This window comes from Gardnerella sp. DNF00476 (genome assembly GCF_049262735.1).
Taxonomy (GTDB): domain Bacteria; phylum Actinomycetota; class Actinomycetes; order Actinomycetales; family Bifidobacteriaceae; genus Bifidobacterium; species Bifidobacterium vaginale.
In genome coordinates this window covers 318,102-343,139 of the sequence record NZ_CP058401.1, presented here as the reverse complement: position 1 = coordinate 343,139, position 25,038 = coordinate 318,102, and the positions used below count along the sequence as shown (strand labels likewise).

The 25,038-nt window shown below is 44.8% G+C and carries 16 protein-coding genes; all 16 read left to right on the top strand.

The window, feature by feature from the left end:
* Positions 1 to 38: 38 nt before the first annotated feature.
* The 16 genes from rplT to HXT25_RS01340 all read left to right on the top strand — a co-directional run bounded on the left by rplT (position 39) and on the right by HXT25_RS01340 (position 24,978).
* A complete protein-coding gene (gene rplT, locus HXT25_RS01415; protein ID WP_004114536.1) occupies positions 39 to 422 on the top strand; it encodes a 50S ribosomal protein L20 in 384 nt (127 codons plus the stop codon).
* Positions 423 to 786: 364 nt separating this feature from the next.
* Positions 787 to 1,080 carry an ACT domain-containing protein gene (locus tag HXT25_RS01410; protein ID WP_004112985.1) on the top strand — a complete coding sequence of 98 codons (294 nt, stop codon included), beginning with the start codon at positions 787 to 789 and terminating at the stop codon, positions 1,078 to 1,080.
* 19 nt (positions 1,081 to 1,099) lie between these two features.
* Positions 1,100 to 2,464 carry a PFL family protein gene (locus tag HXT25_RS01405; RefSeq protein ID WP_004574905.1) on the top strand — a complete coding sequence of 455 codons (1,365 nt, stop codon included), beginning with the start codon at positions 1,100 to 1,102 and terminating at the stop codon, positions 2,462 to 2,464.
* A gap of 81 nt (positions 2,465 to 2,545) precedes the next feature.
* Entirely contained in the window at positions 2,546 to 3,568 is a 1,023-nt protein-coding gene (locus HXT25_RS01400) for a ribokinase (RefSeq protein ID WP_004112981.1), read from the top strand.
* Positions 3,569 to 3,635: 67 nt separating this feature from the next.
* The gene (locus HXT25_RS01395) at positions 3,636 to 4,652 is read left to right on the top strand and encodes a ribose-phosphate diphosphokinase (protein ID WP_004112979.1); all 1,017 of its coding nucleotides are present in this window, start codon (positions 3,636 to 3,638) and stop codon (positions 4,650 to 4,652) included.
* Between the two features lie 172 nt (positions 4,653 to 4,824).
* Positions 4,825 to 5,121 (top strand): 30S ribosomal protein S6, encoded by a 297-nt coding sequence (gene rpsF, locus HXT25_RS01390; RefSeq protein ID WP_004112977.1) that lies wholly within the window; start codon positions 4,825 to 4,827, stop codon positions 5,119 to 5,121.
* Between the two features lie 94 nt (positions 5,122 to 5,215).
* Positions 5,216 to 5,857, top strand: a complete 642-nt coding sequence (ssb, locus tag HXT25_RS01385) for a single-stranded DNA-binding protein (protein ID WP_004112976.1) — start codon at positions 5,216 to 5,218, stop codon at positions 5,855 to 5,857.
* 205 nt (positions 5,858 to 6,062) lie between these two features.
* Positions 6,063 to 6,311, top strand: a complete 249-nt coding sequence (gene rpsR / locus HXT25_RS01380) for a 30S ribosomal protein S18 (RefSeq protein ID WP_004105399.1) — start codon at positions 6,063 to 6,065, stop codon at positions 6,309 to 6,311.
* 16 nt (positions 6,312 to 6,327) lie between these two features.
* Positions 6,328 to 6,774 (top strand): 50S ribosomal protein L9, encoded by a 447-nt coding sequence (gene rplI, locus HXT25_RS01375; RefSeq protein ID WP_004112972.1) that lies wholly within the window; start codon positions 6,328 to 6,330, stop codon positions 6,772 to 6,774.
* 797 nt (positions 6,775 to 7,571) lie between these two features.
* Positions 7,572 to 15,245: a peptidase gene (locus HXT25_RS01370; protein WP_422118605.1), complete on the top strand. Its 7,674-nt coding sequence runs from the start codon at positions 7,572 to 7,574 to the stop codon at positions 15,243 to 15,245.
* Between the two features lie 668 nt (positions 15,246 to 15,913).
* A complete protein-coding gene (mvk, locus tag HXT25_RS01365) occupies positions 15,914 to 17,071 on the top strand; it encodes a mevalonate kinase (protein WP_174142905.1) in 1,158 nt (385 codons plus the stop codon).
* A gap of 66 nt (positions 17,072 to 17,137) precedes the next feature.
* The gene (gene mvaD / locus HXT25_RS01360) at positions 17,138 to 18,277 is read left to right on the top strand and encodes a diphosphomevalonate decarboxylase (RefSeq protein ID WP_004117317.1); all 1,140 of its coding nucleotides are present in this window, start codon (positions 17,138 to 17,140) and stop codon (positions 18,275 to 18,277) included.
* Positions 18,274 to 20,763 carry a type 2 isopentenyl-diphosphate Delta-isomerase gene (gene fni / locus HXT25_RS01355; RefSeq protein WP_285068711.1) on the top strand — a complete coding sequence of 830 codons (2,490 nt, stop codon included), beginning with the start codon at positions 18,274 to 18,276 and terminating at the stop codon, positions 20,761 to 20,763. Before mvaD ends, fni begins: the two co-directional genes overlap by 4 nt.
* Positions 20,764 to 20,907: 144 nt before the next feature.
* Complete coding sequence (gene rpmB, locus HXT25_RS01350; protein ID WP_004105392.1) at positions 20,908 to 21,102, top strand: 50S ribosomal protein L28; 195 nt, start codon at positions 20,908 to 20,910, stop codon at positions 21,100 to 21,102.
* Between the two features lie 95 nt (positions 21,103 to 21,197).
* Entirely contained in the window at positions 21,198 to 23,576 is a 2,379-nt protein-coding gene (locus HXT25_RS01345; RefSeq protein WP_246979664.1) for an ATP-dependent DNA helicase RecG, read from the top strand.
* 253 nt (positions 23,577 to 23,829) lie between these two features.
* Positions 23,830 to 24,978 (top strand): PfkB family carbohydrate kinase, encoded by a 1,149-nt coding sequence (locus tag HXT25_RS01340; RefSeq protein WP_004113479.1) that lies wholly within the window; start codon positions 23,830 to 23,832, stop codon positions 24,976 to 24,978.
* The last annotated feature ends 60 nt before the right edge of the window (positions 24,979 to 25,038 follow it).

The following is a 25,038-nucleotide window of genomic DNA, read 5'->3' as shown; positions in this document are numbered from 1 at the left end:
CGCAATTAAAGATTTTTTAAGAAAGCTGAGGAATACTTATGGCACGAGTAAAGCGCGCAGTTAATGCTCACAAGAAGCGTCGCGTTGTTCTTGATAGGGCTTCGGGTTATCGCGGTCAGCGTTCCCGTCTTTATCGTAAGGCAAAGGAACAGCTGCTTCACTCATTTACTTACAACTTCCGCGACCGCAAGGCTCGCAAGGGCGACTTCCGCAAGTTGTGGATTCAGCGTATTAACGCTGCAGTTCGCGCAGAAGGAATCACCTACAACCGCTTCATTCAGGGCTTGCGTTTGGCTGGCATCGAATTGGATCGCCGCGCTTTGGCTGAGCTCGCTGTTAGCGACGTTGAAACCTTCAAGGCAATCGTTGAAGCTGCTAAGGCTGCTTTGCCAGCTGATGTGAATGCTCCAGTAGAAGCCTGATTTAGTTTGATTTAGCCTGTTCGGTCTGACTATTCTAGCTAAGCTGATTAGTCAGGCTAAATAGATTAGACTGAATAGATTAAGCTAAATAGATAGTTTAGCTAGGTTTTTATATTAAACCCGCCCATTGTGGCGGGTTTTTGTATAAGTATTTTGCATATTATGTATGTTGCGTTTTATACATAACGGGCAATAGTATAAGCATTGAGCAAAAACCAGCGCTTTACTAGATCGAAACAGATCAGGTGACGTGCTGATGAGTCGCCAGCAACCGTCGGTCGGTAAGGGTTTTGCGCCTAATAAAAATAAAAAATAAAAAAATAATAAGACCAATAAAAGAGAAAAATCGCCAATAGGAGTGATTATGAACACCACTAATCATGATGAAAACAAAGCCGTAATCACCGTAGTAGGCAAAGATGCCGTAGGAATCATAGCCAAAGTAACATCACATTTAGCAAGCCGCAAAGCGAATATCCTAGACATATCTCAAACAATCGTCAATGGCTTTTTTAACATGATGATGATTGTAGACGTAAATGAAATAAGCGTAGAATTTGGCGAATTAGCGGAAGAACTAGCAAAACTAGGCGAAGAAATCGGCGTTCGCATACACTGCCAGCGCGCGGAAATTTTTACAAACATGCACAGAATCTAGGTATTAGTAGGAGAAACCCATGCTAAACATTATGGAAGTGAGCGAAACAAACTCAATGATCGAGCAAGAAAAACTCGACGTTAGAACCATAACAATGGGAATAAACCTGCTAGACTGTGCAGACGCAAGCGTGCAAAAAGTGTGCGAAAACGTGTACAACAAGATTACGCGCCTTGCAAAAGACTTAGTCAGCACGGGCTGCGCGATTGAACGCGACTACGGAATTCCTATTGTGAACAAGCGCATAACCGTAACACCAATAAGCCTAGTTGGAGCTTCTGCGTGCAAAAGCCCAGACGATTTTGTGCAAATTGCGCACGCGCTAGACAAAGCAGCAAAAAAAGTTGGAGTGGATCTAATCGGCGGATACTCAGCGCTGCCTGCAAAATCTATGACAACAGCCGACCGCATGCTTATAGAATCATTGCCAAAAGCCTTGAGTGAGACAGATATTGTGTGCTCAAGCGCAAACGTAGGTTCCACACGCACTGGAATTGACATGTATTGCGTGGAGTTACTTGGGCGAGTAATCAAACAAATCGCACAGGCAACTGCAGACCGAGACTCCTACGGATGCGTGAAGTTCGTAGCATTCTGCAACGCTCCAGACGATAATCCGTTTATGGCAGGTGGATTCCACGGAGTAACAGAAGGAGACGCTGTGATAAACGTTGGCGTATCTGGACCAGGCGTGGTTTCGCGCGCGCTAGACGAGGCGCGCGGGAAGGATTTTGCGTTCTTGTGCGAAACGATTAAGCGCACGGCTTTTAAGATTACGCGAGTAGGCCAGTTGGTTGCGCAAGAGGCATCTAGAAGGCTAGGGGTGCCGTTTGGCATAATCGACTTGTCGCTTGCGCCAACACCAGCCGTGGGAGACTCCGTAGGCGAAGTCTTAGAAAAAATCGGACTTTCTACTGTTGGCGCTCCTGGCACAACAGCCGCTCTTGCAATGCTTAATGATCAAGTTAAAAAAGGCGGAATAATGGCTAGCAGCTACGTTGGTGGGCTTTCTGGCGCGTTTATACCTGTTTCGGAAGACGCAAACATGATTGCTGCGGCAAAGTCAGGCTGCCTTAGAATAGAAAAGCTAGAAGCAATGACGTGTGTATGCTCTGTAGGCTTAGACATGATTGCAATTCCTGGAAGCACAACAGCTGCAACAATATCTGGAATGATAGCGGATGAGGCAGCAATAGGTATGATAAATCAAAAAACAACTGCTGTGCGCATAATCCCTGTGGAAGGGAAAAGCGTTGGGCAAATGGCCAATTTTGGCGGTTTAATGGGGTATGCTCCGATTATGCCAGTAAATACCGAAAGCTGCGAGGAATTCGTTTCGCGCGGTGGGCGAATTCCAGCGCCTGTGCATAGCTTTAAAAATTAGGGCGATGTCGTCTAAAAGTGACGGCGTCTAAAATTGTGTGAATATCTGTGAATATTTATGAATATTTATGAAAGGGTTTCTATGATAGAAAAAACTACTCCGTTAAGCAACGAAAATCTTGCTAACGCGCTTAAAAAAATAGGAGAAAGTCAAAATCGTGTTGCTGTAGTAGGTTCCATGAACGCAGATTACACAATAGTTGCCGACCGTCTTCCAAATCCTGGAGAAACTGTAAACGGAAGTGATTTGCGAGTCCTACCAGGAGGAAAATCTGGGAATCAAGCCGTTTCTGCAGCAAAAATCGGCGCGAATGTGCAAATGTTTGGTGCTGTAGGCAGCGACGAAAACGCAGAATTCCTTCTTAACACGCTAGAATCTGCAGGTGTAGACACGTCTAAAATTTTACGTGTAGAAGGCATAAAAAGTGGCGCAACAGTAATAACAGTAGATGCAAAAGCTGGCGAAAACACAATCGTCTATGCTCCAGGTTCTAATGCAAAAGTAAGTGTGGAATATATTAGTCAAGAAGATGTTAAGAAGGCTATTAGCAGTGCAAGCGTTTTAGGATTGTGCCTTGAAAGCCCAATGGAAACTGTAACGGAGGCTGCAAAAATTGCGCGTACAGCTGGCGTAAAAGTTTTACTTAATAATTCGCCTTTTGTAAGCGAGCTGCCACGCGAGTTGATTGAAAACGCAAGCATACTGCTTGTAAACGAGCATGAAATGGCGCAATTACTTAAAATTCACGAGCCAGAAGATGGCAATTGGGATGATTTTGACTGGTTTGATGCGGCGCGCATTATGCACGAGTATGGTTTCGACGAGGCAGTTGTGACTCTTGGTGCAGAAGGCTCTGTTGTTTTAGATTACAATGCGGAAGATGGTAAAAAGGCTGTTCGCATATGCCCGCAAAAAGTTTCTGCAGTAGACACCACGGGATGCGGTGACGCATTTATGGGAACCGTTTTGGCAGGACTTGCAGCTGGATTTAGTCTAGCTCAAAGTGCGCAAGTGGCAACATATGTTGCTGCGTACGCAGCAACAGGATTTGGAGCGCAATCGTCTTACGGCAGCGCGCAACAGGTGGTTCGTGCGTTTGAGTAGTGGCGCTGTATGCTGATAGACTAGGTTAGTATGCGTTTTTACAGATTTTGCAAATGGGAAGGCAGATATGTCAACAATTCTTGAAGGCACTCCAAAAAAGCAAATGATGCTGGTAACGGGTAGAGCGTATCCGCAACTTGCGGAAGAAACTGCCAAATACCTTGGAATAGACGTTCTAGAAACAACTGCCTACGATTTTGCAAACGGAGAAATGTATGTGCGCTTTACGCAGCCAGTTCGAGGCGCAGACGTTTTTGTTTTGCAAGCGCACACCGATCCAATCAACAATTGGATTATGGAACAGCTGCTTATGGTTGACTCTTTAAGGCGAGCATCCGCTAGAAGCATAAACGTTGTAGCACCTTTCTTTGGGTATTCGCGTCAAGATAAAAAGCATCAAGGTCGTGAGCCAATTACAGCGCGACTTATGTTTGACTTATTCCGTTCCGCTGGAGCTAAAAGGATTCTTACCGTTGACATGCACGCGGCTCAAGAGCAGGGATTCTTCGACGGACCTGTAGACCACTTAACAGCAATGCCAGTGTTGATTGATTACGTTCGTAACACTATGAGCCTAGAAAACACTACGATTGTTTCCCCAGACGCTGGACGAATCAAGGTTTCGGAGCAGTGGGCCGCAAAGCTTGGTGGATTGCCGTTAGCGTTTATTCACAAAACTCGAGATACAACAAGGCCAAATCACGCGGAAGCGCACGGAATTATTGGCGATATTCAAGACAGAGATTGCATTGTTGTAGACGATATGATTGACACGGCCGGCACGATTTGCGAAGCTGTGCGCACGCTTAGAGGAGCAGGTGCGAAGTCTGTTACTTTGGTGGCAACTCATGCGCTTCTTTCAGGACCTGCCGTAGAGCGACTTAAAGGTTGCGGAGCTCGCGAAATCATTTTGACAGACACTGTTCCTGTTCCAGAAGAAAAGCGCTTAGAGAATATGACGGTTCTTTCGATTGCACCTCTTCTTGCTGCTGGAATTAGGTCTGTGTTCAGGTCTGGATCGCTTGTTTCGCTTAGAAACGCACTTCCAGAAGACATGAAACACAGAAATATTTACGCTCATTAGTGTTGTTGATTAGCTGCGCGGTGGCGAGTCGCCAGCATGATGTAGACTTAACAGGTTGTTCGTAAAATTAAATTTGCAAAAAATATTGCGTAATAACTTAATTTGCGAACGATTTGCAAACACACTCCTGCTGTGGAAATTCCACAGCCGAATAGTCCGAAGGAGGTGGGTGATGTCTGCACATAAGTATGAACTGATGTTCATTGCCGATCCAGAGCTCGATGAGCGCGGTCTTAAGAAGTTGACCGAGCAGTATCTTGAGCTTGTCACCAAAGAGGGCGGTTCCGTTGACGGTACCGACTACTGGGGTCGTCGTAAGCTTGCCTATGAGATTGACGGCAAGACTGAAGGCAACTACGTTGTAGTGAATTACACTGCTGAGCCAGCTCTTAGCGACGAGCTTGACCGTGTTTTGAATCTTAACGAATCTGTAGTCCGCACGAAGATTCTTCGCAAGGACGCAAAGTAAAGTCAAAAGTCGCAAAGTAAAGTCAAAATAAAGTTGGATTTTTGTTCTAAAATCTCAAAGTAAGAAAAGTCTTAAAGTAGGGAATGAGGCTGCAATGGCTGGAGAAACTGTTATAACGGTGATTGGAAATTTGGCTAAAGAGCCAGAAACTGCCACCAGTTCTAACGGCAGTGTTAGAACTTCTTTCACAATTGTGTCTAATTCTTCGACTTTTGACAGAAGAACAAATAGCTACATTAATGGCACACCATTATCGCTTAGATGTGTTGCATGGGGAGACTTAGCTGAGCATTGCGCGCAAACGCTTACAAAGGGAATGCGTGTTATTGTTCAGGGCAGATTGCGTGCAAACAACTACGTTGATAAAAACAGCAACGAAAAGCGATACAGCATCGATTTGATGATTGATGAAATTGGACCATCCCTGCGATTTGCTACTGCTCAAGTTAATCGTTTGAGCTCTAAAGGCGGTTTTGCTGGGAACAATAATGGATTCAATCAGGGCGCTGGTGCTGGAGCTGGTATGAATGCTGGTGGATACACTGGCGGTTATGCTGGCGGCGCGAATTATGCGAATAGTGCGGCTGCTGGTGCTGGAATGAATGCGCAAAATGGCGCTAATCAGGGCGTAAACGTTGAAGACCCGTGGAGTGCTTCTGCTCCATCAAATGGCGGATTTGCAACGTTTGGAGCCAGCTCCGATTTTGGTGGATCAGACGAAGAGCCAGAGTTCTAGTTTACTAGCTTACTAGGCGAGATAATGGCGGTTAATCCGCGGTTGCTTGCGACTATCTAGTTGGGCGCTTGTTAGTCTAATCTAAAACATAATTTAGAATTTGATTTAAAATCTAACTAAAAATTGACTTTTATAAACTTAAAAACATCAGTTTAGCGTGTAAACAAAAATAAATGTTTATAACGCATTTGAGAGAGGACATCCTATGTCACGTAAGAGGCCGCAACCACCGGTCAAGCCTTTCAAAAAGAAGCCAAATCCTTTGAAGGCTGCCAAGATTACTGAAATTGATTACAAGGACGTTGCTTTGTTGCGTAAGTTCGTTTCGGACCGCGGCAAGATTCGTTCCCGTCGTATTACTGGTGTAACCGTACAGGAACAGCGCAAGATCGCGAAGGCAGTTAAGAACGCTCGCGAAATGGCTTTGCTCCCATACGCCACCACTGGTCGCTGATTGAGAGGATAAGAACATGGCAGAAACCAAGGTTATTCTCACCAAGACCGTTGCAAACTTGGGTCACTCTGGTGACGTTATTACTGTTAAGGCTGGTTACGCACGTAACTACTTGATTCCACAAGGCTTAGCTTTTGCATGGAATAAGGGTGCTGCTTCCCAGATTGAAGCAATGCGCCGCGCTCGCTTGGCTAAGGCTGTTGCCACTCGCGAAGAGGCTGTTGCAGCTAAGGCAGCAATCGAAGGTACTGTTGTAGAAATCGCCGCTAAGGTGAGCGAGTCTGGCAAGCTCTTCGGTGGTATTTCCGCCGATAAGATTGCTGCTGCTTTGGCACCAAAGGCCGCCGTTGAAGCACGCGCTATTAGCGTGGCTGCAATCAAGACCACTGGCGAATTCCCAGCAACTGTGGCTCTTCACCCAGAAATCAGCGCTTCCTTTACTGTTAAGGTTGTAGCTGAGTAGTTAAACGTGTTCCAGCTTCCCACGCGAGTGTTGCGAGTTTTGTAGGATTTGCGTTGTATTTGCGTTGGGAGGCAATCCATTTGGATTGATCTTAAGCATTGGCTCTGTGTGAGTTGTGGCGAGTTTTACTTGCTGTGACTCACACAGAGCTTTTTTATTGCGAATCGACGTGCATGGGCGCTTTGCGCAAGATTCGTTACAAATGTCTTTCGCGTGAGACATATGTAACGATTTTTGATTGATTTTCGTTATATTTGCATCATTGATGAGACATTTGTAACGTTTTTTGGCTTAATTTCGTTAGATTTGTCTCGCTCATGATGCAAATATAACGCGCGCGATTCGCCTTACTTGGTATTGTGCGAGGGGTATTCCTGAATTTGTTTATCGAAACGCCAAATATGGGAACAAACGCTGGATAAAAGAAAAAAGCGCGCTGTATAGGGTCTAAAAATGTGATTTGTATCATATACAAATGTTTAGATGAGTGAGCTAAAAATGGCGGTCGACTCGCCAGAATCGCAAGAATCTTTGAAAAAATTATCTCGCAAAAACCCTTAAAATAAAAGGCTTGGGGGGGGGGGGGTATGCGCCCCTAATTGCCGTAAACATTTGTTTATTAAGTATTAAAAATATTCTTTAGATGTTACAATGACTAATCAACGACTGCTACTCCTTTATAGTTGCACACTATTGAAAATTAGATAACTACTTTTTAGAGCTTATGACTTTTTGTCGCTCATAGGTTTAGAGCATTCAAAATTTTTGACTATTTTTCTAATGGAAAGAAGATGAAAATGACTACAAAATCCGGTAAGCACGCCAATAAGATTGCAAAGAATGCATTGGATTCTGCAGTCAACAAAGGTGTTGCAAAGGCTGTTGATATCCGCAAAGTGGCCGCTCTTTCCGCTGGAGCTGCTGGCGTGATTGCTGGTGCTGCTATTGCTTTTGGATCAACTCCTGCAATGGCTGTGGAGGCGAATACTTCTGCGCCTGTTAATACGAATGATCCTGCAAAAGAGCAGAGTGTAATTGGTAAGAAGAATGAGTCTTCTAAGTATGAGACTCCTAATAGTGAAGTGAAGGAGCAAAATAAGAAGAAAGAACCTAAGAAAGAACCGACTGAGCAGATTAAACCTACTGAGCAGACTGTAGTAAATGCTGAAGGCGCTAATTCTGATGTTACTGAGCTTGATAATAATGCTGAGCAGAAGGTTGTGGGCACTGAGGGAGGGGATGCTAAGACTTATAATAGGTCTGTAGATAACAAAGATGTGAAACAGAATACTGCAGAAAATAGCACTCCTTCAGAATCTGGTGCAAAGAAGCGTGCAAGGCGTTCGCTAGATGCAAATAAGCAACCTGATGATAGTACTGTTGTCACAGATCGCGCAACGACCCCTGCACGAGCGCCTCAATCACAATCTAACAGCACAATCGAACTTTCACAAGATAAAAAAGACACACTGCCTAACATGTACGCATGGGGCAAGTCTGACAATGTTTATGTTGAAAATGGCCAGAATCAAGAAGTAACCTTTAAGTTTGCAAAGCCAGAAGACGGTAGAACTATTACCAATATAGCTATTTTCCCGTCTGATATTAATTCTATTACTAACACGTCAATGGGATTTCTTGAGTATTATTCGGCTCCAGATGCTGGTGACCCGCATCAATCATATTCCGGTACATACAATTTTAAGGTAAATGCAGATGGCACAGCCACGCTTACCATGACTAAGTTGTATAGAGATGGCAATCTTAATAGTGCAGAAAAGTATGCTGCCAACCGTTGTATTTACGTGTACGGAAAAGGTAATGACGGTAAAGAAGTTCTGCTGTACAAAACGAATATTGTGCGTGCAACAACACTTGTTCCGCCTAAAAATGCTGGTTCGATTGTTCTAAAGTATGATGAGCAGCTTACTGACGAACAAATTCGTGCAAGGCTTAAACAGGCTCTGGATGCTCCTACCGAGGCCACTGGTAAGAAATCAATTCGTGAGCAAATTAAAACTGAAAGTACATCTAAGGGTGTTGGTAGCCGCACTGGAGCGAATGATAAATTTGTTCAGACGCCTGATGACCCTTATAAAAAGGTGGTTATTACCGATAAACAGGCGTATGACGATAGTAAATTAACTACAATTAACACGGTAACCTCTGAAAAAGGCGCTGCAGTAACCACCTATAAAACTGGCGCTCAAACACTCAATACATACCTCATCTCTGATTTGGGCTACAAGTCTGAGGCGCTAGCGCTTACGGTTGCGCGCTACGATACGCGTATCGAAAAGCCGATTGTGGACGACACATCCAATGTATCCGAAGATGTAAAGAATGAAATTGCAAAGAAGCTTGCCAGGATTAATGGAGTATCTCCAGATAAAATTACATTTGACAATGCTGGTAATGCTGTAATTAACTTCGACGGCGTGGAGTCTAAAGACGCGCCAAAGATTGCTCTGCGCGACCTTGTGTTGAAGAAGATTGCAGAGGCTGATGTTAATATTCCGACTGGCGACCAAGCAACATTTGTTTACAACCCGATTGGCTACTCTGATGCTGAAATTGCGCGCATTAAGAAGTCGATTTATGATGCTAACAAGAGCAATACAGAACTAGGCTTGACTGAAGCCGATTATGAAAAGCAGATTTCTCTTGAGTATATTACGGGCAATATTACTGCATCTGGTCGCGCCAATGATGGAATTTCGAACGGTATGGCGGAAAACGCTATTACCGTTAAAATCAAGACCGATAAAGCAGTTGCTGAGTTTAAGTCTGATGTAAAAACAGGCAAGCTTACAAAACTTGTTAATATTCGCAAGGATTACACCGTTTCGTGGGAAGAATCTAATAAGAAGATTGCTAATCGTGAGTCTGACGAAGGTCTCTCGTGGAGTGAAGACCATAAGACAATCATTTACCGCTACGATCCAACCAAGGCTGCCGTGTTTAAGTCTGGCGACGTTATAAAGTTACTCAAAGCTACTCCGAAGGATCCAAACGTTGGTTTGCGCACGCTTACTGGCGGCGAATCACTTGACAGCGAAGGTAGCGGCAAGCCTCAAAAATCCTACATGCATTACGTGCTTAAAGATGACCAGCCAACTGGCGAGCTTACGCTTGGTATTATGAGTGGCCCATATTGGAATGGCGACCCTCAGATTGCAGGCACCGATGTGGATATGGGTAATGTGCTAGCAAAGACCGACAAATATAAGTGGGATGATGATGCGCAGCCTGTAGAAGTTGCTTCTAAAGACGGCAAGATTTATAGAGCGCGTCTGTTTGTTGCTCCATATGATATGGGGTACTACCAGTACTTGTATGCGTTCCCAGATGGAAAGAACGCGAATAACACTCCTAAGGCTATTAACTTTATCTTCGTGCCGCAGACGAATCACAAGAAGAGTGATTTGCAGAAGTCGATTGGCGAGCATGCGGTGACGAATGATGGCAAGAAAACGCCTACTGATTCTAAGTACTACAATGCTTCTGATTCTAAGAAGAATGCATATGATAATGCGTTGAAGGAAGCTAATGAGGCATTGAAGGCTGCTGGTACAACAGAAGATGCCAAGCTGACTGAAGCGCTTAAAGCGCGCATTGATAACGCAACGATTCAGCTGGATAAGGCGCGTGAAGCTCTTGATGGTGACGCTACCAACAAGGATGGTTTGGAAACCTCAATTGAAGCTAACGGCAAGGCTGCTGAGAATCAGACTCCTGCGTCTGGAACTCAGGCAACAAGCCAGTTCAAGAACGTAAGCGACCCTGACTTTAAGACGGCAGATGGCACTACAGACACTGAAAGAAACAAAGCCGCTAAAGCAGCTAAAACAGCTTACGATGACGCACTTGCTGAAGCTAAGAAGCTAAAGGATGACGCCAACGCCACTCAAAAGGCTGTTGATGACGCCAAGGCAAAACTTGATGCTGCGCGCGACAAGCTTAACGACTTCACTACCAATAAAAATGAGTTGAATGCCGCGATTGCCAATAATGGTCATGTGTACGAGTATACGAATGATACTCTAAATACCCTTACTGTTGATCAGAAATTGGAGAAAGCTGATCCAACATATAAAAACTCAAGTCAAGATGAGCGTGAGGCATATGATAATGCGTTAGAGACCGCAGTCCACTTGGCGAAGGATCCAAACGCTTCCCAGAAGGAAGTCAACGAGGCTATCAAGAAGCTTAAGGAAGCTAAGGAAAAGCTAGATGCTAATGCTACGGATAAGTCTAAGCTTGCCGCAGCGGAAAAGCGTAGTTTTGACAATCCTGACTCGTCTGATCCTAGCAAGCAGAGTACATTCTATAAGAATGCGCTTAATAAGAAGAGCAATGGTGATGATCAAGAAAAGCGAAATGCTACAACCGCTATCAATAATTATGATGATGCGTTAACTAATGCTCGCACTATTCTTATGAACGATAAGGCTACGCAAGCACAAGTTAACGAAGCTAAACAAAAGCTTGAAGATGCTGAAAATACGCTGCACGAGGGTTACAAGTCTGACGGCAACGACCTTACAAAGGCAATCGCAGATAATGTAAGCGGTTATCTTATGACTGCATACTTCAATGCGTTTGATCAGGCTCAAAAGGATGGCGCAAATTCTCAGGCTGCTAAGGACTTTAAGGCGTATAACGATGCGTATCAGAAGGCTAAGGTGTTAAGTGCAAAGCTTAAGGAAACTGATGTGGCCAAGAAGCCAACGCAAAATGAGATTAACGAGGCAAAGGCTGCGCTTGAAAAGGCTCGCACGGTAATTGATAGCTACGCCACCGATACGAGTAAGATTTCGGCTGCATTGCTTCAGAGCTTGGCTGTAAAGGCAAGTCCTGCGTATCAAAATACTTCTGCTGATGATGCAAGTGAGGCTGCTAAGAAGGCAAAGAAGGCGTATGACGATGCGCTTAAGAAGTTGCAAAAAGCCTTTGATGCAAAGATGCCTAAGGATAAGGATGCGCAAGGCATTGAGATCTCGACTGATAAAGTACCGTCTGCAACTGGAGATGTAACGTCTAATAATTATCTTGATGGCATTCAGTCGCACGCAAAGGGTCATCCGCTCAACAGAGACGTTACTGCTATTCTTGATGAATTAAATTCTGCTAAGAAGGAATTGGATAAGTTTGCGACTAAGACCGACGACTTGATTAAGTCGATTAATGAGGATGCAACCACTCATCCAAGCCCAGCGTTTAAGAACGCGTCTGTGCACCGGTATTTAGGCGATGACGGTAATGCTGATGCTGCTAAGAATGCTGCTGCGCGTAACGCTGCCAATTATTATGGTCAAGCTCTTAACGAAGCTAAGGATTTGCTGAATGATTCAACAGCTACGCAAGCGCAGGTAAACGCAGCAAAGAAGAAGCTTGATGATGCCCGCAAGGCTCTCGGCGAGTACAAGACTGATGTTAAAGCGCTCAAAGATAGTGTTGACAAGCACGGCTCTACAGAAGAACTTCCTTCTGCAAAGGAAGGCACTGTTACCTCCGACGCGTATCGCAACGCCGATGATCCTCACTTCTTAACTACTGATGGTAAGCCTGATACCAAGAAGAATGATGAAGCTAAGAAAGCTAAGAAGTATTATGACAAGGCTTTGGCAAAAGCTCAGGATTTGATGAAGAAAGCAGATCCTGAGAGTAAAACGCCTTTGGATGCTCAGCCAACTCAAAAAGAAATCGATGACGCCCTTAAGGCTCTCGACGATGCTCGTACTGAGATCGAGAAGTATAAGACTAATACAGATGCTTTGAGCGCTGAAGCTGAGAAGTCTCAGGCAGATACTGCAACTACTCCAACCGCTGGTCAGTTTGAGGACTCTCCAGAGTTCAAGAACGCTTACGATAAGAAGGACGGCACCAACGACAATGCGGATGTTAAGGCATACAAGGAAGCCCTCAAGAAGGCTCGTGATCTTGTAAAGTCTGCCACTTCGACAGATCCAAATACAAAGAACAGCGAACGTCCAACGCAAAAGCAGATTAACGATGCACTCGATGCTTTGAAGCAAGCTAAGAAAGCTATTACCAACGGCTATAAGACAGACGTAGATAAGCTTAAGCAAGCCAAAGAATATGCAGAAGATGTATTCAAGAAGACTCCTGAATACAAGAACGCTATTGCAATAAAGAATGACAACAATAACGCAAAGCATGAGCAGGCTGGTAAGGATCTGGGCGATGTTACTAATCAAACTGGTTTTGAAGGTCAGATTGCTAAGATCGCAAAGCAACTTGAGTATACAAGCAAGCTTACGCAGCGCGAGGTTGATGCGTTAGTAAAGCAGCTTAAGAAGGCTCAGAAGACGATTGCTGAAAGATACAAGACTAACGTAACTCCGCTCTCTAACGAAGTTGATGATAAAGATCAAGATGGCAAGCTTGTAACACCTAAGTTTGAAGAGTCGATTCCGTACAAGAATGCTCTTGAAAAAGCGAAAACGGAAACTGATAAAGATAGTGCAGACTCTGCCACCAAGAAGCTAGAAGATTACAACAAGAAGCTCAAGGCTGCGCAGGATCTTATCGCGCAGGTGAATAACCCAGATTCGAATGCTGATCCAGATAAGAAGCCAACGCAATCACAGGTAGATGAGGATCTTAAGGCTTTGCAAGAAGCCAAGAACGCTATCAAAGATGCCTTCAAGACCAAAGTCGACGCTCTTAAGAAAGAAACAAAAGAGCTTAAGGAAGACGGCGGAGCAAAGGAAGACAAAGATAAGTTCGAAAACTCTACTGAGTACAAGAACGCTGATGCTAAGAAGGGCACTGATGGTACATCTGATAATGCTGATGTATCAGCGTATAAAGATGCCTTAAAGAAAGCCAATGATCTTCTTGACTTGTTCGGTGAAGACGGTAATCCAAAGGCCGATATTCCAGCTGATAAGCAAATACCAACTCAAAAAGAAGTTGACGATGCTCTTAAGAATCTTAAGGATATTAAGGATAAGATTCTTAAGAACTACGTAACAAGCCCTAAAGACCTTCAAGATGAGGTAGATAAGTCTAAGAACGGTGACGACGATACGCGCGATGGCTTGTTCGAGAATACTCCAGAGTTTAAGAACGCCGATGCTAAGAAGGGTGAAGACGGCAAGTCAGATAATGCCGACATGGCGGCCTACAAGACAGCTCTTGAGACAGCCAAGAAACTTCTTGATGCTTTCGACCGTACAACAGGCAAAGTAAAAGACCAGTTGCCTCAGGGTATGACTAAGGCTCCAACTCAAAAAGAACTTGACGATGCACTCCAAAAACTTCAAGAAGCTAAGTCGAAGATAGAAAAAGACTATGCAACTAAGAAAGAGGAGCTGAAGTCTGAGGCTGGTAAGGATTCTGACTTTACTAAGACACCTGAGTATCAGAATGCTCAAGCTAAGGGTGATGACGCGTCTAAGCAAGCTCTTGAAGACTACAAGAAAGCGCTCGATGAAGCTAACAAGGTTCTTGGCGATAAGAATGCTACGCAGAAGCAGGTTGATGATGCTTTGAAGAAGCTCCAAGACGCTAAGTCTAAGCTTTCGGATGGTTACAAGACTAATAAGTCTGATTTGGACACTGAGGCTGGTAAGGATTCTGATTTCACTCAGTCTCCTGAGTATCAGAATGCTGCAGGAAGCCCAGAGGCTGATGCTTACAAGCAGGCGCTCGATGAAGCTAACAAGGTTCTCGGTGATAAGAATGCTACGCAGAAGCAGGTTGATGAGGCTTTGAAGAAGCTCCAGGATGCTAAGCAGAAGCTTGCTGATTCTCATAAGACCGATAAGTCTGATTTGAATACTGAGGCTGGCAATGATCCTGATTTCCGTAAGTCGATTCCGTTCATTATTGGTAAGGCTGCTGATTTGGCAGAGTATCAGCAGGCGTTGAATGATGCGGATAGTGTGCTTAAGGATCCTAATGCTACACAGGATCAGGTTAATCAGGCTCTTCGTAGGCTTCGTGATGCTAAGCAAAAGTTGATTGATGCTTATAACAGACTTATTAATAGTGGCAGTGGTGTTGGTGACAATACTGGTGTTGGTGTTAATGATTCGAATAATACTAGTGTTAATAATGTTGTTGATAAGAGTGCTTTGCAGGCTGAGGTTGATCAAGCTCTTGGTGATGTTTCGGCTAATGCTAGTGGCGTAGTGGCTGATTCTAACTTGGTGAGTGAGTTTAATGCAGCTTTGAATCATGCTCGTTCAGTGTTGGCGGACGCGAATGCTACTCAGGGGCAGGTTGATTCTGCTTTGGCTCGTTTGCGTGCTGCGCGTGCAGCTTTGCGTGCGGGAATGTTTGCGGCGCGTAACTCTGCTGGAGTGAGTCTTAAGCGTGGTGACGTGAGTGGTGTTAATACTGGCGCTAGTTCCTCGGTGTTTGCTGCTTTGGCTGCGGTGTTTGCTGGGCTCGGAGTGGTTGGTGCTGCGTCTAAGCGTAGGAAGCATTCGGCTCGTTAGTTTAATCTGTAGTAGTGTGTGATGCTGCTACGATTGGAGTAATGTGAATTAATGGCTTGGAGATAATCTCTTCAAGCCATTAATTGTTTGGTGTTGCGTATTATTCCTTACTTGGTATTGTGCGAGGTTTGAGTATTTCTCTCCTCGCAAGTCCCGTCGCTACGCTCCTCTTTTATTGCTCGTATAGAAATACATCAAACCTTCTGATCTAAGACTTTTGCGTGGTTTTTATCACTGAGATTCTCGATTTTTCTTGCTCTCTCGGCGAGTCACCATCGGAGGACTGCGAATCGACTTGCATGAGCGCTTAAAGCGTAGCGCGCGAATGCACTTCGATTCGCCGAGCCGCTCAAAGCAGAAGCACTGCTTCTGCGCGGCGAAGACGTTCGCGCGCTTAGACCGAGCGAACGAAACGTCTCGCTCGCGGCGAAAAATCTCGAATCTCTACCGCACTTGCGCTCCGAATTGCCTTCGCGCGCTACGCTTTAAGCACTCAGGCAGGTCGTCGCGCAAATTCGGGAAATGTGAATGTGTTGTGTGCGTATAGCGCAAATCGTGGTGTTTAATCGCTTTAGCGACTAGATTATAAAAGTTGGGCAAATAAGCTTAAACGCGCATCAATTAAGCAGTGCCAACAAGTAAGCCATATGTGTCGCAAAGGAGGATTAGTGACTGAGTGCAACACTTTAGCGAATCGCCACGCATCCAATCCGTGCGAGAGCAAGAATGCACACAAGAATGAGCGTGATAAAGAGCGCAATAACGAGTTCAATAGTATGCTCGTGGTTGCGCGCGCAAAAAATCGCGTTGGCAGAGGCACAACTTGCGCAAAAGTGATTCTTTTTGGCGAACACTCGGTTGTTTATGGCTACAGCGCAGTAGCGCTTCCATTGCAAAATCTTAAGATGCACGCAACAGTAACAAGTGCACGAGCATTCAACGACACAAACACAAGCGCAGACGAAGGTAAAAGAGCAGAATTATGCGATTCAGCAGAAGACCTTAGCTGCCAGATGCAAAACCTCATAACATTTAAAGCATTAGGATTTGATGGTCTTTTACGAAGCGCACCTGCGCGATTCGCGTCGATTAAAACCGCAATACAAGAGGCATTACGTTTCGCCAATTGGCAGGGCGAAGCATTGCAAATAGAAACCGCTTGCGATTTTCCGCCAGAGCGAGGATTGGGGTCTTCGGCGGCAGCGGCAGGAGCAGTGATCCGCGCAATACTCGACTACTACAGTATTAATGCCAGCGATGAAAAACTATTCGAGATTACGCAAGACGCAGAACGCGTTGCGCACGGGAAAGCATCTGGATTAGACGCCACAGCAACCAGTGCGATGCTGCAGCAGCCAGTTCGCTTCTTGGATGGCAAATTTAGCCGAATGAGCATAAGCCCAACAATACGCGCTTGGATTGTGCTAGCTGATTCGGGATTCAAAGGAACAACAAAAGTAACAGTAGAAGCATTACGCAAAAAACGCGATAGCCAGCCGAAAATCGTAAATGCACTTTTGCAAGAGCTTGGTCAAATCGCTCTTAACGCAGAGAATGATTTAGAGTTTGGTAATATACAAAATATTGGATTGAGCATGACTCGTGCTCACAAAATTCTTGCGGAATTAGGTATAAGTACGCCATTTTTAGACGCTCTAGTTAAAAATGCTTGCGAAAATGGTGCTCTAGGAGCAAAGCTTACAGGCGGAGGCGGAGGTGGATGCATTATAGCTATTGCGCAAAGTCAGGAGGATGCGTCTAAAGTAAGCATAGCGCTTAAAAACGCTGGAGCAGCTAGAACGTGGATTGTAGAAATCGGACAATAATCATAACTAATTCGTTAGTATGCTTTAAAAACGCTTTAAAGACTAGAGACTTAAGAAAGGATACGCGTGGAAAACGTTGAAATTGAGCCAAAAATAGCGTTTAATGTGCTTGATGATATTGATTCGTTTAATAACAGTAATCACGGAGCCGCTTTTACAGCTACAGCAAACGCAAATATTGCGCTAATCAAATATTGGGGGAAACGAGATGAAACTCTGATTTTGCCATATACTTCCTCATTATCTCTGACTTTAGACGGATTTTCCACAACAACAAAAGTACGATTTGATGATTGCCTAGAGGCAGACTCGATTTGCTTAAACGGAGTAAATTTTACAGGCGATTTACTCCAAAGTTCAGAGCGTGCACGAATAGTAAAAATGCTAGATATTGTGCGAAAAATGGCTGGAATTAAGAGCAAAGCGCAAGTCGTAAGCGTAAACACAGTTCCAACAGCCGCAGGATTAGCTTCTAGCGCATCTGGTTTTGCGGCACTTGCGTCTGCAGCATCATACGCCGCAGGATTAAACCTAAGCCCACGCAACTTATCGATTCTAGCTCGCAAAGGATCTGGATCAGCATGCAGGTCGATTTACGGCGGATTAGTATTATGGAACGCTGGCACAAGCGACGAAACGTCTTACGCAGAGCCAATCGAAACACCAGAAGAGCTTCAACTCGCAATGGTAACTGTTATTTTAAACTCTAGTAAAAAGAAGATTTCAAGCCGTGAAGCAATGCGACGCACAGTAGAAACATCACCAATCTACGCAGACTGGATCAAAAACTGCAAAAAAGACCTAAATACGGCGTTATCAGCTATCAAAAATTGTGATATTCAAGCATTGGGAGAAGTGTCGGAGAGAAACGCTTTAGGAATGCATGACGCAATGCGCGCGGCTGCTGAAAGCGTAAACTATTTAACAGATGAAACGCATGTTGTGCTTAACGTTGTGCGAAAAATGCGCGATGAAAGCGGATTTCCAGTTTGGGCTACAATGGATGCTGGTCCGAATGTTAAAGTTTTAACTAGCGCGGAGCAAGTTTTGCGAGTTAAAAACGAGTTGAGTTTGCGCGTGTTGAGTGAGATTAAGCGTTTGCGCGAGTCGCAGGAATCGCCGTCATTTAGCAGCTTTGCGCAATCCAATCCGCAGTTTGTTATTGCGCGCCCAGGAAGTGGCGTTAGCATACGGAGAGAATCATGACTAATGAGCAAGCTTTAGCGCCTGGAAAACTTTACATAGCAGGCGAATACGCTGTTGTAGATGGATGCGCTGCAATCGTAGCAGCTGTGAATCGTTATGTAAAAGTTACAGTTGACGATGACAACCTACTAATACGTGATAGTCATGGAAAAACGTATCACAGCTGCGACTTTAATAAAAACGAATCCGAAAAAAATAATCTTAAAAAACTAGATTTACCAACATTTTACGGAAAAATCACGAGTGAGTCTAAAAACTATAAGCCTCTTTATTGGAAGCGTGGAATCTTCGGCAGGGAATTTATTTTAGACGAAAAAGATGTAGAAGATATAAATATGAGCGCAAAAGACTCAACGGATGCTTGCGACTTGCCAGCGGAAAAGTCGCCAGCAACCAGCGATGAACAAAACCAAGATTCTCAAATAAAAAAATTAAAAAAAATCTATTCATACGTATTTTCCGCAATGCAAATAGTAGACGATTTTGCGCGCGAAACAAAAGAAGTAAAAAACGTTTTACTAGATGAAGGAAATCCAGCCATAAACCTATACAATCTACAAATAGAAAGTGATTTAGACGATAAAAAAACAGGCAAAAAATACGGGCTTGGATCATCTGCAGCCGTAACGGTGGCGGCTGTGCGAGCGCTGTGCAAATGGTACGGATTAACGCTTACAACGCCAGAATTGTGCAAGCTAGCCATAATTGCATCGTCGCTAGTAAAAAAGTCAGGAAGCGGCGGAGACGTGGCAGCAAGCGCATACGGCGGATGGGTAATGTACCGCGCGTACAATCGCGAATGGCTTGAAGCAGAAATAGAAATGATTGAAAGTGGAGACTCAAGCCTACACAAGCTGCTTAGAAAAAAATGGCCGCGATTTGAAGTAAAACGATTAAAAGTAGGCGCAGGCTTGCGACTCTTAGTTGGGTGGACGGGGAATCCTGCCAGCAGTGCAGAACTTGTTGGAAGTGTAAAAGCTGGAGTGAAGGCTGGCGATTTAACCGCGCACAATCCTTCTAAAACAAGCGCTAAGACTTACGCTAAAACATACGAAGATTTTTGCGTACAAAGCGAAAAATGCGTGCAAAAAATCGCAAATGCGCTAGAAAATGGGCGCATAGACGCGTTATTAAGCGGATTTGCGCGAAATCGTGCGCTGCTAAAAGATCTTGGCGAAATCACGGGAACATTAATCGAAACGCCAAAACTCACGCGGCTAATAGAAGTTGCCAATGGTGCAGGATTGCCGTCCAAAACAAGTGGAGCAGGCGGAGGAGATTGCGGAATCGCAATTGCGCGCGCGGAAGATTTTGATGCTGTGTTTGCTCGCATTGAAGAAGAATGGCAAAACAGCGGTATTGAGGCGCTTAATCTGAAAGTCGCAGAATTTGATGAAAGCGGCGACCTCTCGCTTATTGAACAGCGCAAAGACGATCACATAAAACTCGCGTGCGAACAATACAATGCGCACGCGGAATCTGGTTTTGAACACGTGCGGTTTATTCAAAACGCGCTGCCGCAATTGGCATTAAGCGATGTAGATACAAGTGTGAGCGTGTTTGACGAAACCACAAAATGGGATACTCCGCTGTATATTAACGCAATGACGGGCGGAAGCAAAAAAGGCGAAAATATAAACGAGTCGCTAGCGAGGGTAGCTGCAAAAACTGGCTTAGCAATGGCTTCTGGCTCGCTAAGCGCAGCGCTTAAAAATCCGCGGCTTGCAGGGACTTTTAGCGTGATTCGACGCTTTAATCCGCATGGATTTGTAATGGCGAATGTAAGCGCAGGAGTGAGCGCTGAGCAGGCGATTAAAGCTGTAGAAATTTTGCAAGCAAACGCGTTGCAAATCCACCTAAACGCGGCACAAGAGCTTGTGATGAGCGAAGGAGACCGCGATTTTAGTGCGTGGCTTAACAATATTGAGGCCATTGCGCGCGAGCTTGATTCAATGAAAGTGCCAGTTGTTGTTAAAGAGACTGGATGTGGAATGAGCGCTCATGATGTGCTGCGGTTGAAAAATGTGGGCGTGCGTGCGGTGGACGTTGGCGGACGCGGAGGCACGAATTTTGTTGCGATTGAAAACGCAAGGCGTGGGCGTAAAAGCGACTACGAGTTCCTCGACTCCTGGGGGCTTACAACTGTCGAATCGTTGCTAGACATAGCGCAATGCGATGAGATTTTGTGCGAGCCGCGCGATTCATCGGATTCTTGCAATAGTGCGCGAATGCAAGTGTTTGCAAGCGGAGGAGTGCGTACACCTCTTGATGTTGTGCGCTCATTGCGGCTTGGTGCAAGCGCTGTTGGAGTTGCTGGCGAGTTTTTGCACACGCTTATTAACGAAGGAGAAGATGCGCTTGTTGAGCAAATTGAGTCTTGGAAGGCGCAGATTCGTGTGATTATGGCGTTGCTTGGATGCAAGAATATTGAGGATTTGCGCGAAAATTCGCGGATTTTGATTGATGATAAGCCCTGTGTGATTTAATGTCGGGCGTAGTGATATACTTGTGTAGTTGTGCGTTCAAGCATGCTTATTTGTTTATGCGATTTAGCGTCGGTTAGTCGCGTGGGCGGTTTGCGTGGGTGAGCGACGCAAGACTTGCAAGTCAAAGAAAATAGGAGTCCAATTATGGCAGCTCGTTGCGCAGTATGTGGCAAGGGACCGCAAACCGGTTTCAGCGTTTCACATTCGCACATCCGCAATAAGCGCACCTTCCGCCCGAACCTTCAGCCGGTTCGCACCACCATTGATGGCGAAAATGTTCGCCTTCGTGTGTGCGTAAAATGCATTAAGGCAGGCAAGGTTCAGCGCGTTGAGGCGTGAATCGCGTGTTAGATGTAAGGCCCTGAGCAGTGCTCGGGGCTTTTTTGTTTCCCTATTTTTCGCTTAAATCGTAGCGCAACGATTATAATCGAAGTATGGCAGCACGCATAACACTAAACACAGCAATATCGTCAATCGTAAGCAACAAGAGACGCGCGTCTGCTCTAAAATCGCTAGGCGTAATCACAGTAAAAGACGCGCTAACATACTACCCGTTTAGAGTCACAAATCCGCTAAAACGCGCGCATTTAAGCCAAATTTTGCCAGGTCAAGAAGTGGCGTTCTCAGCGACAATACAATCTATAAACATAGTGCAAATGGCAGCGCGACGAGGATATCGGCTAGAAGTAAACGTAGCGCAAGATGCGGCACAAGCACAGATTGTGTATTTTTCAAAGAACAGACAATACGTGCAATGGGTTAGTGGCAGAATTGCAGTAGGACAAACCGTTGTTGTAGGAGGCACAAGCGGCGAGTTCAATGGGAGACTACAGTTTACACATCCGCAGATTCTAACTGTTCGAGCAAAGAGTGCTGAAAGCGATGATTCTGCGCATAATGATGATGCGCGCGTGCAAAGCAGCGATGATTTTTCTGTGCAAAGTGTAGAAGATGGGATTGAAAAACTTTGCGCCCCACAACCGATTTACCACGCAAATTCGAGAATATCTAGTGAACATATTCACGAGACGATTTTAGGATTATTGCGACTTTTTAAGACTTGCGATTCTGGCAATCCTAATATTCCCGATACAAATGTTCTTTCAGATGTTTTGCCAGACGTTCTGCCACAATTCGTCAAAAACAGTAAAAACCTAATGCACCGCGCGGCAGCATTCGAATCAATCCACAATCCACAAAACAAAAACGACTTTGAAAACGCAATACACACAATGCGCTACGAAGAAGCATTCATATCACAAATAGCAGTTTTGCAATCACGCAAAAAATCAGGGGAAAATAAGGCATACACGTGCGAAAACAGCGAGCTAAGAAAACACTTTGAAGAAAGCCTACCATTCGAGCTAACAGAAGGACAAAAAAACGTTATTAGCGAAATAACAGCAGATATGCAAGGCGAATCGCAAGCAACCAGCGAATCGTTATTAAAACCAATGCGTCGTCTTTTGCAAGGAGAAGTCGGCTCTGGAAAAACAATAGTAGCAATGAGCGCAATGCTACAAGCCGTAGGATCAGGACACCAAGCGGTACTAATAGCCCCAACACAAGTATTAGCATCACAGCACGCCACAAACCTACAACAGATGATTGAGCGTGCAGGGATAAACGTTGAAATAACGCTCATAACAGGCGGAATGAAGCTAGCCAGCAGACGAAGTGCACTAGCAAAAGTAGCAAGTGGAGAGCCAGCGATTATTGTGGCAACACACGCAGCTTTCTCCGCAAGCTTTAAACCAACAAACCTAGCGCTGGTGATAATCGACGAACAGCACAGATTTGGCGTAGAACAACGAGACACGCTATTACGCAAGATAAGCGGAAACGCGGTTCCACACTTGTTAGTCATGACAGCCACACCAATACCGCGATCCGCAGCAATGACATGGTTTGGAGACCTAGACGCATCCTATTTAACAGAGCTTCCAGGCGGACGCAAACCAATCCGCACTTTTGTAATAAACGAAGAAGACTCGCACAAGATGGCATCCATGTTCTACCACATTCGCTCTAGAATCGATGCAGGAGAGCGAGCATATGTTGTATGTGCTCGAATAGACAGTGAAGACAGTGAAGAAAACAACGATAATACTTACAATAATGCTGATGCGATTTACCAAGAAAACCAAGACTCATACACTCTAAATTCACAAAATACACAAAATACACAAATCGCTCAGCGAGAAGTCCACACAGTTTTACAAATATCAAAACGCTTACAAAACCTACCACAATTCAAAGGCGTAGAATTCGCACAACTAACAGGTCGTACAAGCGACGAAGAAAAACGCGAAATAATGCACAAATTCGACAGTGGACAAATACAAATCCTAGTTTCCACAACGGTTATAGAAGTCGGAGTAGACGTAGCAAAAGCAAGTTGTATAGTGATTTTCGACGCAGACCGCTTTGGACTAGCACAACTACACCAGCTCAGAGGACGAGTGGGACGTTCAGGCACACAATCCTGGGCTTTCCTAGTGTCAAACGCACCAAACAACCAGTTAGCAGCTGAACGTTTACAAGTAGTAGAAAACTCGTTAGACGGCGCCATAATAGCCCAAAAAGACCTAGAATTAAGAAACGTTGGAGACGTTCTAGGAGACAGTCAGTCAGGTGGAAAATCCAGTCTAAAACTATTAAGAGTAGTAAAAGACGCAAAAATCATTGCAGAAGCAAGAGAGGACGCAAACACGCTACTAGAACACGACCCGACCCTACTAGAACATCCACAAACCGCTGGAGCAGTTTTAGACTTTACACAAGGTAGCAGCACAGCAATACTAAGCAATTAGATTAATGAAATCAGATTCATGAAACACAAATTGCCCAAGTAGTTTTGTACAAAAATCGCTTTTAATAGGCTAAAAGCACTATTAAAAGCGGCTGATAACGATTAAGCACCCAGGCGCCAAATAAAAAAATAAACGCCAAATAAAAAAATATAATAAAAAAATAATATATATTTTCACAATAAACGTGCGAAAAAAACAATTTTTGAATATCCTAGATATATAGAAAGGTAAAATCGCGAGAGATGAGGCAAAGATGACTGAGCGCGAACAACAAATTCTATCGTGGATTCAACAGAACCCTATGATTAGTCAGCAAGAACTTGCAGACCTAGCAGGAATAACAAGATCAGGCGTAGCTGCACACATTTCCAATCTTATTCGCAAAGGATACCTTAGAGGAAAAGGATACATAGTCACACCACCTAGCTACGTAACAGTAATAGGCGGAATAAGCATGGACGTGCTGGGAATCGCGTGCGGAGACCTAATGGACTACACTTCAAACGCTGCAAAAGTACGATACGCGCTAGGCGGAGTCGGACGAAACATAGCCGTGGCACTAGAAAGAATGAACACACGAGTAAGCCTAGTATCCGTGTACGGCGGCGACCACAACGGAGAATTATTCAAAGTCGACGCGTCTGTAAACGGATTAGAAATAGGATACTCAAAGCAGCTACCAGATGCAATGACAGCATCATACATGTATGTAGGAGACGCATCGGGGCAAAGGCTTTTAGCACTAGACGACATGAGCATCTACGATTACATGACACCAGACTTCTTGCGCGAAAGAATATCGATAATAGAAAACGCAGACATAGTTGCACTAGATACCAACATTTCACAAAAATCCTTCGAATGGGTGTGCGACAACTATCACAGACCAATAATGGTGCGCGCAATAACCGATGCAAAAGCTCCACGAATACTTTCCAGACTACACTGCATAGACACACTCATATTAGACACAGCCGAATCGCAGGCGTTAACAGGCATTTGTGCGGTAGACGAAAAATCTGCAGTAAGATGCGCTAAAGTATTGCTAAAACGCGGAGTTGGGCATGTGTTTGTTAACTCGGGGCGCGAGGGAGTAGCGTATGGCGTAGCGGACGAGGGAGTAGCGTTCTATCCCGTACCGCTAAAACGTGTACAAAGAATGATTGTTGCGCACGGAAACGGTGGAGAAGGCGTGCGCGCGGTTGGCAACGACAATGGTTCAAGCGATGCTGCTACAGCGGCGTTGATCTATGCTAGGTATAATCATTTTGATAACACGAAGACAGGGCGATTCGCTGTAGCCGCCGCAGCTCTTAACACGGAGTCAGTAGAAGCTGTGCACGAGTCGATGACTCCAGAGCTTGTAATGGAGAGAATGGAAAACATTCACGAGCGCGTGTGAGTGCCGAATCTCTACCTTTGGTGTTGAGCAAAAAATTAGCCTGAGAATGGTGCGCAAAAT